Source organism: Pseudomonas sp. TH10 (assembly GCF_016651255.1).
Classification (GTDB): Bacteria; Pseudomonadota; Gammaproteobacteria; order Pseudomonadales; family Pseudomonadaceae; genus Aquipseudomonas.
On sequence record NZ_JAEKEG010000111.1, the window covers coordinates 1 to 11,636 of the forward strand.

The window sequence follows — 11,636 nt, forward strand, 5'->3', positions numbered from 1 at the left end:
AAAGCTGCGTGCAGAAGGAAATAATAGCTTTACCCTACTCAACGATGACAATGAAGTAATCTTGAACGGTCAAGCTGGCGAAAAAATTGAACAAAACGGATTTAAACTTCAAGTAGCTAAAATTAACGCGAACATTGGTGGAATTTTCAATGTAACCAAACAGCGCCGCCTCAATACAATCCTCCAGTATCAGGATGATGTATCAGCAACCGAGCGCGGCAAAGAATCCGGCATTATCGCACTGTCACTGGAACACGAAGATCCAGAACTGGCCAACACGGTGCTAGATGAAATCAATCGACTCTATGTATTGCAGAACGTGCAACGTAACTCTGCTGAAGCTGCCCAAAGCCTTGAGTTTCTGCGCACCCAGTTGCCAGATGTACGAAAGCAACTAGAAAAAGCCGAAGGTCAGCTGAATGCTTACCAAACCAGCGCACGCTCTGTGGATATCACTATCGAGACCAAAGCCGTTCTGGATCAGATTGTAGCGTTAGAAACACTGATCTCCGAACTGAAGCTCAAGCAGGCTGAAATGGAGCATCGTTTTACCCGCGAACACCCAGCCTACCAGGCGCTGATGACTCAGATGGGGCAGCTTGACCAACAAAAACGCGGACTGGAAAAGAAAATAAAAAACCTGCCCGAAACTCAGCAAGAATTGCTGCGATTGGCTAGAGATATGCAGGTCACCACCGAGATTTACACTCAACTACTGAATAAAACTCAGGAATTGGACATTGTTCGTGCCGGCACAGTAGGTAACGTACGCATCATTGATTCTGCCGATGCTGATATTGAGAAACCAGTCAAACCGAAAAAACCGCTAATTGTCCTAATCGCGACCCTGCTTGGCGGACTGATTGCGGTAGCTTATGTACTTATTCGCAAGGCAATGAATCGCGGCGTAGAAGATCCAGAGATCATCGAGCAACTTGGAATCCCGGTATACGCCTCGATCCCGCTCAGCAAAGGGCAATCTTTAATTGAAGCCACGCTAAAAGGGAACGGTCGCGCAACAACTGGCTCGCTATTGCTGGCAGTCAACAACCCTGCTGACCTCGCCGTAGAGTCGTTGCGCAGCCTGCGTACCAGCCTTCACTTCGCAACTCTGGAAGCAAAGAACAACGTTCTAATGATCTCGGGCCCGAGCCCTGCCGTTGGTAAATCTTTTGTCTCCTGCAACCTGGCCGCCATCATTGCCCAGACCGGACAAAAGGTTCTACTAGTCGACGCAGACATGCGCAAAGGCTATCTGAACAAACTTTTCCGCATGGATGTAGGCAACGGCCTATCCGACTTGCTGGCCGGCAAAATTGATTTGGCAACAGCGACTCACTCGACGGAAGTAGAAAACCTGCACGTCATCACACGTGGACAGATTCCACCGAACCCGTCCGAATTGTTGATGCACAGCAATTTCACTCAATTCCTGGAAAAAGTAAGCAGCCAGTACGATTTGGTCATCATCGACACCCCTCCGATTTTGGCGGTTACCGACGCAGCCCTTGTCGGACGGCAAGCAGGAACAAGCCTGATCGTTACCCGTTTTGGCGTAAACGCTGCCAAGGAAATTCAAGTGACCAAGCGTCGCTTTGAACAAAACGGTGTTGTTGTCAAAGGCGCGATTTTTAACGCCGTGCAGCGGAAAGCTTCGGCCTATGGCTACGGCAACTACAGCTACTACCAGTACGAATACGCTTCAGATAAAAAATAGCGCCGGATATCAGGGCAGCGTCGCTGCCCTGATCTACCCTGGAGAGCCCATCCCATGCCCCCTCAGCACCCGCCACCCCGCTGGTACCTGATCCAGTGCAAGCCACGACAAGACTCGCGCGCCGAAGAAAACCTTACGCGCCCAAGCCTTCAAGTGTTACCGCCCCACCCAACACGTAGAACGCATCCAACGCGGCCGCCGCACCAGTTCGATGGAATCATTGTTCCCTGGATACCTATTCATCCAACTAGACCAGCTCAACGACAACTGGCACCCCATACGTTCAACTCGGGGAGTCAACCAACTCGTCACATTCGGAAAGCAACCGATCGCCGTAGCTGATGAACTCATCGAACAACTCCAACTACGGACTGAAAATCAACTCTCCGCCCTTGCCGAAGATTCCATAGCACTTGAACCCGGTGATCAAGTGCGCATCTCCAGCGGTAGCTACAAAGAACTCGAGGCCATCTTCCTCTCCCGCGACGGTGCCGAACGCATCGTGATCCTTCTGCAACTTCTACACCGCGAACACACTCTAAGCGTCCCGCTAGCCGCAATAGAAAAAATCTGACAACGCTTGTCCTATAAAACAAAAACAATCCATCACCTCCCCGCCACCGCCCCCGTAGGAGCTGCCGAAGCCTGCGATCTTTTGATCTATATCCTTCGCAAGACCACTCACTTGAGCCGCAATACCATTCTCCAAACGCGCCACACAACCCGCTTCAATGCCACCCCCGCATCCACCGCCCCCGAAACAACGACCCCCGCTCCAATGTCCCAGGTCTCGCCGGTCACTCCAAACACCGCCGTTGTGACCCAGTACTCAAAAACACAGTTCCCGCTATCGGATCTTTCCTATAAGACTGCTTTACCCTTCACTTTTCCCACCAAATCAGTAGAATGCGCCGTCGGCTGAGGGTAACAACTCACTCCGGCAGGATGCCATTGCACAGACCTCGCGTTGTGCAGCAGTCAAGGATAGACTCATCTCCTCTGCTTGCCATTAAACGAGCCCAGACTCGGCCTGCCTGTTTGATCCTCATCTCAAAAATTGCCAGCGCTCGCGCATACGGCTCACGTCGCACCCACGGCGCACGTTCTCAGGAAACCAACGGTGAATCCTGGGGCGGTAGCGTGCCCAAAACCTTGATATTGGCCAAGGCGAAGTGCGTCCCCTACCACGGATAAGGGAAACGCCACGACAACGACCGGTTTGTGCCACAGGCTCAAACAGTAATTCCAGCTTAACGGAGCTAAATACTCCTGACAGCGGGCATAGCCTGGACGGCTATGTCCATTCCAACGCAAGGGACATTATCTTGATTCGCAAGCGCAACACCACAATGCCAGCAGGCCGTGGACTAACCTTCTGGGCCCAATGGGTGGCAGCAATTTCTGTACTCATCCTCTTGCTTTGCGCATTGGCAGTGATGAAAACAGGGGAAGTAGACACGCAGTACCGCATTCTTAGCGTGCTCATGTTGCTTGGTTCTGTTCCGGCGTACTCTATGATGCAGGTCTATCACAAACAACATGGATACCTTGTTGGGCTTGGTCGATTATTGGCCGGCTGGCTTGCGTTACTCGCCGGCTTGATGGTTATGGCATTTATCACAAAGACCAGTGAATTGTTTTCCCGCGAAGTGATTGTCACACTTGCCTTGTCTGGTTTCGCTTTACAAGCTTGCTTGTATGTACCACTTCACAATCTTGCTAAACGTTACCAGCAGAAACTCCAGGCCGCTCGCACGTCACTGGTCGTCGGCACTGGCGAACTCGCGCTCGATCTCGCCGACAAACTGGCCCGACAAAAGAACGAACCTTTAATAGGTTTAGTGGCTGCAGATGACTTGCCCTTAACGAACACCAGTACGTATCCCATTCTGGGCAGCCTAGCCCATCTTCGCGACTTGATCGCAACTCATCGCATTCGTCGACTTTACATCGCATTGCCACTTTCAGAAGCAGAGAAGATCGAGGAGCTATATATCGATTTGCTGGATTCCAGTGTAGATGTGATTTGGATTCCGGATCTACAGAGCCTGATTCTGCTTAATCACTCTGTATCGGAAATAGAAGGGCTCCCCGCAATTCACCTAAACGAAAGTCCTTTGACATCCTACCCAACGGCAGCACTCTCTAAGGCTGTTCTAGATCGTACAGTCGCCTTGATCGCAATCATTCTACTTAGCCCTGTATTATTGGAACTGCTATCGCAGTGAAATTATCATCGCCAGGTCCCGTGCTTTTCAAACAAAAACGTCATGGTTGGAACGGAAAAATCATCAAAGTTTGGAAATTCCGGTCCATGCGTGTGCATGATGATCGCGAAGTTAAACAGGCAAGTCGTGATGACCCCCGCATCACCCGCGTTGGCCAATTTATCCGCCGCACATCCATTGATGAATTGCCACAGTTGTTCAATGCCCTTCAGGGCCGCATGTCATTAGTGGGACCGCGCCCTCACGCCGTAGCACATAACGATTACTATACCGGTAAAATCGATGCCTATATGGCTCGGCACCGTATCAAACCGGGCATAACCGGTCTGGCGCAGATTAGCGGATTTCGCGGCGAAACCGAGACCATCGATAAAATGGAGAAGCGTGTAGAATTAGATCTTGCGTATATCAATAACTGGTCATTGTGGCTTGATATAAAAATACTAATTAAGACACCGTTTACTCTTCTATCCAAGAATATTTACTAAAACCAGCCTCCCCTACTAAAGAAATTGTTTGGTTAAAAATATATCTCAGGCAGTCGTAATTTCCAAAAAACACAGCTTGCACTTTAAAAAACTTATTCAAGCATCACTGCAAACTTATAACTCGACATGCCCGAGCGTTTACTTCGAGTTATACCAGGCGTATCGCCGGCATCAACATGGCTCGTTTTCTCGACCTTGAACAGTTTGGGATGCCGAACTTAGCTTCAGAGATGTCCACTTTTATTTTTTGTGTTGCGCGCTTAGGGATGGATTCAGCCCTTATAAATAACCAATTAACAAACCAGACAAACATGAATTATGAAATATGAATAGGTACTGCATTCTGACTAATGACCATAGCCGCATTAATGTACTGCCGGCGAAATAATTCATTGAGTGGCTCGACTACACTTCAGGCATTATTCCTGCCTCGTAGAGTTTTTCAGTGAGCGCTCTGGACATCGCGCTTAGTTCGAAGAAACAGCCGACCTGAAACGGCGTGCTCGCTCTGCCCCCTCAAAGTGAAGGCCGCCGAGGACGCATTATCTTGCTGGCAGCGCGGCGTGCTGCGCGACTGAGGTCAATAATCCCTAGTGTATCGAAACTCCGAAATTGTCAGGCGAGGATCAGTGCAATACCACACTGCGCCAGCCGCTGGGCAAGGAGGTTTTAGCATGCGCGTATTGATTACGCGTGCCCACGGTCAGCTTGGCTATGAACTGATGCGCTCTGCGCTCTAGATTTAGAAATCGTTGGGATGGGGTCTACAAAACTTGATATCAGCGATGTCGAGCGGGTGGCAGTGTTAATTGCCGAGCTACAGCCACAGCTGATTATTAATGCTGCGGCCTACACAGCCGTAGACAAGCCCGAGTGCGAGATAGTGCGCGCCTGGGCGGTAACCGCGACGGAGTCGCCCATGTCGCAGCTGCCGCCGAGCGACTGAGTATCCTGCTGCTCCATATCCACCGATTATGTGTTCGCCGGTGATGCCCGCGAACCTAATCGGGAATGCGATTCTACAAGCCCCACTGGGGTCTATAGAGCGAGCAAACTGGGGGCGGGGAGGTGAATTAGAGCTGGCAGCAAAATACAGGCGCAACATGATTCTGCGTACCGACTGAGCTCGTTGCCTAAGAAAACTACTTCGTCAAAACCATGCTGCGACTAGGGCGTGAGCGGGATCAGTTGGGTGCCGTGGCCGATCAGCAGGGGGCCCGACGTCAGCTGTAAATATCACCCGCGCTTTGTGGACACTGTCAATGCAGTACCGTGATCAGGGTTCGCTGCATTGGAGGTTTTCCGCCAAGGACATCAGCACGAATTAACAACCAAAATACTGCAGGCGCGAGGGAGTGATTCGGCTGAATATGACACCAGCGAAACGGCCAGCCTGGTCGGTGATTGTTTGCTCGAAATTGCGGGAGGCGCAGGGTATTGTGCAATCGTACTGGCGGCAGGAGCTGGCAGACATTCTGGTAGAACTGACCGGAAGAAAGTTGTTTTGAGCGAGATCGCCCTCTACTACGTCACCGGCGCGGTGCTGATAGTCCTCAACACTCAGGACGACAGAACCCATTTTTGCTGAGTGTAGAAAGCGCTTCATAGGTCTCCGTTCAATCCCCCTCGATACTAAATTCGAGGCATTGGTAACGGTCTCATCCCACATAGATGCCCATCACAGCTCACCAAGGTAAATATACTGAAAATATCTCAAAAAGCTCTAAACCAGCAGCTACAGCTTGCACACCAACACCTACTGAAATACTCTTAGCCCTATCCCCTCAAGGATTTTCCTTTCAAGGAGCACGAACATGAAAAAGCTACTGGCCTTGGCCATCATCACCTCCTTCAGTCTGCCCCTCATGGCTGCTGAAACAGCCCCAGTGAAAGCGGCTGCAACCCCTGATACAACTGCCCCTTTGAGCTTGTCTACCCCTATTGCCGGCGGCGTTACAGTCGGCACAGGTTTGGCTATCGGTGCAGGACTTGTGGCCGTAGGCGTTGCGGCTTCTAACAGTGGTGGTGGCGGTGGCAACGACAGCACCCCTGGCACTACTGGCACCACCGGTACTACTGGCACCACCGGTACTACTGGTACTAACTAATACCGGTCCCCCTCGCTTACAGTTCGATACGCTAACCTCCCAGCTATGCTGGGAGGTTTTGTTTTGCCTATTCCCTCGAGCAATTTCGACAATGAATCGCGCGCTTCCCTTGGCCATGCTGGTTGGCCTGACCCTGCAAGGCTGCATATTTTCCCCTGGTCAGCACATGGACACGGGCAATCTGGTAAGAGAAGGTTCACCAGAAAGCAGCCGAATTGAGTTGATTCCCATCACTCCAAAATTAGTTGCAATCGAGACCGCAGCTGACCACTCGAATGTTATCGCTCCAGAGCTGCTGCACTTTCAGCCTAGCCAATACCGAATTGGTGCGGGCGACCTAATCTACATTACCGTTTGGGACCACCCTGAGCTGACTGCCCCGTCCGGCCCTCAGCAGCAAATTGAAGCGAACGGTCGCTTGGTTCGTCCCGATGGATCGCTCTTCTATCCTTATGTCGGTAACATCGAGGCGGCTGGTAAAACCATTGAGGATTTACGCTCCATCATCTCTTCGCGGCTCGCCAAGGTCGTCGCTGAACCACAGGTAGACGTCAGCATCTTGCGGTTCGTCAGCCAGAAAGTTGTGCTGTCTGGTGCCTTTGGCAAAACAGGCCAGCTTCCTATCACTAACACGCCTTTGAGCCTGCTGGATGCTGTTGGTCAAGGTTCGGTACAAGCCGGCTCAGCCGATATTTCGGGCCTAGTGTTAAAGCGTGATGGCCGCGAATACTTAATCGATCTCGACACGCTCAATCGCAAAAACTCGACCCTGCATAACCTCTATCTGAAAGACGGCGACCAACTGCACCTGCCGTATAACGATCAGAAAAAGGTATATCTGCTCGGTGAAGTTACCGCTGCTCGCCCGCTTCTATTCAAGGGCACCAACATGAACCTCACCGACGCCCTCGGCAGCGTTGGCGGTTTGCGTCAGGAGACCTCCAGCGGCAAAGAGGTTTACGTGATCCGCGGTGTTGAGAATCTAGCCGACGAACCGGTCAAGGTTTTCCAGATCGATCTTAAATCGCCTTCAGCATTCGCTCTGGCCCAGCACTTCAAATTGAAGCCGCAGGACGTGGTCTATGTTGGCCCCGCAGACGTCACTCGCTGGAACCGCTTCATCAGCCAGGTTTTCCCAACTGCCAACCTGCTGCGTACCGGTGTAGCGATTCAAGATGACATGGGCAGCGAAAACTAAGAATTGGATGTCTTGTGAAATTTTTGCGACTGGCCACCGTAGCGGTGGCCTCCTTGCTGGTGAGCGCCTGCAACCCGTTGATGACCGCTTCCATGGATACACTGAAGGCCGCTTTCGAAGGTCCTGAGCCCCTGGAACTCACCCGCCAACAGGTGGATGCAACCCCGTACTACCAGATCACCATCGCGGCACCTACGGGTGAAGCCGTAATGGCACTGGTGCGTCAGCAGGATGGTGTTGGTTTTTGGATGGCCTCGACTCGTCAGATCCTGATGCTCGAAGACGGCCTGGCGATTCGTAGCGTTGGCTTCAATAACAACCTCGATGGCACTCGGTTTGAGGGCGTATCGCCTTTCAAAGCCGGCTTGCACCGCGTTGTTGATGGCCTGCAGACCCGCCGCCAGGTGGACTTTGTCGATGGCTACCGGATGGGTGTGACACTCACCAGCCGCTTTGAGAAAAAGGGCCTGGAAACCGTGCATATCCTCGACCGCGACGTGGAGCTATTGCGCGTTGACGAGGACATCACCATGGAAGGTCTGGACTTCACCGCGCGCAACCAGTATTGGGTCGACCCTGCCGACGGCTTCATCATGGCCAGCGTGCAACACCTGACTCCCGAATTGCCCCTACGCATTGTTCAAGTGCGCCCGAATAAGCCGGTAGTGCAATGATTCCTCGTTCCTCCTGGCTGCTTTGCTGCAGCCTGCTCATGACGTTTGCCGTAAATGCTGACTCGCTGATCACCGTGCAGGGCGATGCCGCCAAACCTGGACGCTATTCGTTCCAGGAAGGGACTCGCTTGCATGATGTTTTGCTTCCTGCTCAGGTTAATCCGAGAGCGTATCTGCTTGGCGCCGCGTGGTTGCATACGCCGTTACGCAATGCACAGGAGCGATTGAAGCTGGGTGTGCTCTTCGACCTTGCGACCGTGAAAAGCAACGCACTGCAGGATGAAGAAACCGAGTTGGCGGCACTCGCTGAGCGTTTGATCGACAAGGTGCAGGCCATGCCGGTAACGGGACGCCGAGTTGCTCAGCTTGATCCGGTTCGCGTTGAACTGAACCGTGGGGACAATCCCTACCTCAGCAATGGTGATGTGCTGCTCTACCCTCCCCGTCCGAACACTGTGAAGATTGTGGGTGCGGTAATAGCGGAATGCGAGTTGGCGTATCAACCTTTGCAGCCGGCAGTCAGTTATCTAAAAAAATGCCTGCGTGATACTGGTGCGAATAAAGACTTGCTGTTTGTCATTCAGCCGGACGGTCGCGTTTTCCAGGAAGGTATAGCACTGTGGAACGAAACCAAGTCTGTACCGCCGGCGCCGGGGGCAAGAATTTACGTGCCCGTACACAGCACTGCAAAGGGTGATCCAACACCAGATCTGAATACTGAACTGGCCGCTTTCATCGCCACCCAGCCACTGCTGGAGGTGAAGCCATGAAGTATCACTTGATTCCGTGCCTGTTGCTTGGCTGCAGCGCTTGGGCAGTGGCTGAGCCGCGCTACACGCAGAGCGACTTTGGTGGTGTCGGCCTGTTGCAGACCCCTAGCGCGCGTATGGCGCCTGCTGGCGAACTGTCGTTGACCGCAAGCCGGACTGATCCATATAGCCGCTACAGCGTTTCTTTCCAGCCCTTTGACTGGCTGGAAGGGTCGTTCCGGTACACCTCGATCAGTAACCGAGACTATGGTCCGGAATCGTTGAGCGGTAGCCAGAGCTATAAAGATAAGGCGATTGATGCAAAGGTACGCCTACTCGATGAGAGTCACTGGATACCGGAAGTTGCCTTAGGTGCACGAGATATCGGTGGTACCGGCCTGTTCTCCAGCGAATATTTTGTCGGCAATAAGCGCCTTGGTAATTTCGATCTCAGCTTGGGCTTGGCCTGGGGTTATATCGGCAACCGTGGCGATATCGACAATCCGTTGGGCATGCTGAATGACAAGTTCGATGAAAGACCAGATTCCAGCGGAACGGGTGACTTGAACGGAAACACCTATTTCCGTGGCTCTCCCTCCTTCTTCGGTGGCGTGACCTACCAAACCCCTTGGGATCCGCTGTCGCTGAAACTCGAATACGAAGGTAACGACTACCAGCACGAGCCGCAGAACAACAACCAGATCCAGGACTCCCCAATCAACCTTGGCTTCGTCTTCAAAGCCAACGATTCGGTAGACCTCCACGCAGCCTGGGAACGCGGCAACACCGCCATGTTCGGCATCACCCTGCACACCAACTTCGCCACCCGCAAAGCGCCGACCAAAAGCTTCGACCCAAAACCCGAACCTGTACCGGACGTCAAACCGACCACCTCGCCAACGAACGTGCAATGGGCCGGCGTAGCCAAGCGTCTGCAGAACAACGCGGGCTATACCGTTTCGAAAATCACCCAACGGGATTCCGAGCTGATCGTCTACGGCGAACAGGGCCGCTACTTCCACACCCCGAAAGCTGTCGGTCGCGCCTCGCGCATCCTCGACAACAGTGTTAACGACCAGATCGACTGGTTCACCATGGTCGATACCCGTTACAGCTTGCCAGTCCAGGAAGTCAGCCTGCCCCGCGATACTTTCCGTGAAGTGGTCCAGGAAGACCGTCCGGTGGAAGACTTGCGCCGGGTCACCGAGCAGAACGTCCCTGTGCCACATCAGGAAAAAACCCTGTTCGCGCAGAAGCCGGATCCGTTCTCATATGGCCTGGGCCTGGGTTACAAACAGAACGTCGGCGGACCTGACGGGTTCCTGTTGTACCAGTTCAGTGCGGATCTCAGCGCTGAGTATCGATTCCAGCCTGATTTGTGGTGGAGCGGGGCCCTGAGCGCAAATTTGTTAAACAATTATGACAAGTTCAAGTACGACGCCCCCAGCGGCCTTCCCCGCGTGCGGACTGACCTGCGTCAATACGTGACGACCTCGGACGTCACGATGCCGACCTTCCAGATCAACAAGGTCAAGCAACTGGACCAAGACCTCTATGGCATGCTCTACGGCGGTTATCTGGAGTCGATGTACGCCGGCGTCGGCGGAGAGGCCCTGTACCGTCCAATGGGCGAGCGCTGGGCCGTGGGTCTGGACATGAACTGGGTCAAGCAGCGCGATTTCGATCAAGGCTTTGGGCTGCGTGATTACAGTACTATCACTGGGAATGCCACGCTCTACTACCGCAGTTCGTTCCAGGACATTCTCGGTGCACTAAGTGTCGGGCGCTACCTGGCCAGGGATCTGGGGGTTACCCTGGACCTGTCCCGTGAGTTCAGCAATGGCGTGCGTTTCGGTGGTTGGCTGACGGTCACCAATGCGACCAAGGAAGAATATGGCGAGGGTAGTTTCGGCAAGGGCATTTACTTCTCGATTCCGTTCGATGAATTGATGTCCAGTTCCACCACCCGTCGCGCCTCGCTAGCTTGGTCACCGCTGACCCGAGATGGTGGCGCTGGCTTGGGTCGCAGCTACTCACTGTACTCGCTGACGGAGCGTCGCAATATCGACCTCTTCCACAGCAACTTCTACAAGGTCACCGAATGAAGCAGCGCATTCTGCGTGTGCTGCCCAAGCTGGCGTTTTTCGTGATCCTGCTGGTTCTGTGTTTCGCCTGCATGCGCGGCGAGCCGGTGCCGCAGGTGTTCGAAAATCATGACAAGCTACAGCAGTGATATTACGCAGTCCAAGCCAAATCAGTTTAGTGCCCGCATCGTCGGTCGGGAAATGGCCGCGGGTCTTAATGATCTTGCGCAGCTGGGCGTTGATGCTCTCGATGGCGTCGGTCGTGTGGATCACTTTTCGGATGGCTGACGGGAAAACGAAAAATGGAATCACTCGATCCCAAGCACGCCGCCAAGCGGCCACTACCGTTGGTTATTGCTTGCCCCATGGCTCGCTTTGAAAGGCATCCAG

General features: G+C 53.2%; 7 protein-coding genes and 4 pseudogenes. 10 read left to right on the forward strand and 1 reads right to left on the reverse strand.

The annotated features are described in order from the left end of the window. From JFT80_RS17260 to JFT80_RS17300, 10 genes and pseudogenes are all read left to right on the forward strand, one after another. Nucleotides 1-1,717: polysaccharide biosynthesis tyrosine autokinase (locus JFT80_RS17260; RefSeq protein ID WP_201148679.1), on the forward strand; the 1,717-nt coding region annotated here is incomplete at its 5' end. A gap of 54 nt (nucleotides 1,718-1,771) precedes the next feature. Beyond that, nucleotides 1,772-2,291, forward strand: a pseudogene (gene rfaH, locus JFT80_RS17265) (transcription/translation regulatory transformer protein RfaH). 775 nt (nucleotides 2,292-3,066) lie between these two features. Continuing rightward, nucleotides 3,067-4,433: pseudogene (locus JFT80_RS17270) on the forward strand (undecaprenyl-phosphate glucose phosphotransferase). A 757-nt stretch (nucleotides 4,434-5,190) separates the two neighbouring features. Next, nucleotides 5,191-5,505 (forward strand): annotated as a pseudogene (locus JFT80_RS25595) (sugar nucleotide-binding protein). A gap of 219 nt (nucleotides 5,506-5,724) precedes the next feature. Further along, nucleotides 5,725-6,021 (forward strand): hypothetical protein, encoded by a 297-nt coding sequence (locus tag JFT80_RS25195; RefSeq protein WP_307833103.1) that lies wholly within the window; start codon nucleotides 5,725-5,727, stop codon nucleotides 6,019-6,021. Nucleotides 6,022-6,247: 226 nt separating this feature from the next. Further along, nucleotides 6,248-6,541, forward strand: coding sequence for a hypothetical protein (locus tag JFT80_RS17280; protein WP_201148680.1), 294 nt, complete (start codon nucleotides 6,248-6,250; stop codon nucleotides 6,539-6,541). 91 nt (nucleotides 6,542-6,632) lie between these two features. Then, nucleotides 6,633-7,739 carry a polysaccharide biosynthesis/export family protein gene (locus JFT80_RS17285; protein WP_201148681.1) on the forward strand — a complete coding sequence of 369 codons (1,107 nt, stop codon included), beginning with the start codon at nucleotides 6,633-6,635 and terminating at the stop codon, nucleotides 7,737-7,739. A gap of 14 nt (nucleotides 7,740-7,753) precedes the next feature. Then, entirely contained in the window at nucleotides 7,754-8,413 is a 660-nt protein-coding gene (locus JFT80_RS17290; protein WP_201148682.1) for a YjbF family lipoprotein, read from the forward strand. A gap of 38 nt (nucleotides 8,414-8,451) precedes the next feature. Continuing rightward, nucleotides 8,452-9,183: a capsule biosynthesis GfcC family protein gene (locus JFT80_RS17295; protein WP_242482971.1), complete on the forward strand. Its 732-nt coding sequence runs from the start codon at nucleotides 8,452-8,454 to the stop codon at nucleotides 9,181-9,183. Continuing rightward, nucleotides 9,180-11,267, forward strand: a complete 2,088-nt coding sequence (locus JFT80_RS17300) for a YjbH domain-containing protein (RefSeq protein WP_201148684.1) — start codon at nucleotides 9,180-9,182, stop codon at nucleotides 11,265-11,267. The genes JFT80_RS17295 and JFT80_RS17300 overlap by 4 nt, the downstream gene beginning before the upstream one ends. Here JFT80_RS17300 and JFT80_RS24465 read toward each other — a convergent pair. Continuing rightward, nucleotides 11,196-11,636: pseudogene (locus JFT80_RS24465) on the reverse strand (transposase); the annotation flags it as partial. The gene JFT80_RS17300 and the pseudogene JFT80_RS24465 overlap by 72 nt on opposite strands.

What these genes read in the sequence shown, in the direction of transcription:
- JFT80_RS17280 (WP_201148680.1), top strand. Translation starts at nt 6,248, where the DNA reads ATGAAAAAGCTACTGGCCTTGGCCATCATCACCTCCTTCAGTCTGCCC.
- JFT80_RS17285 (WP_201148681.1), top strand. Translation starts at nt 6,633, where the DNA reads ATGAATCGCGCGCTTCCCTTGGCCATGCTGGTTGGCCTGACCCTGCAA.
- JFT80_RS17295 (WP_242482971.1), top strand. Translation starts at nt 8,452, where the DNA reads ATGACGTTTGCCGTAAATGCTGACTCGCTGATCACCGTGCAGGGCGAT.
- JFT80_RS17300 (WP_201148684.1), top strand. Translation starts at nt 9,180, where the DNA reads ATGAAGTATCACTTGATTCCGTGCCTGTTGCTTGGCTGCAGCGCTTGG.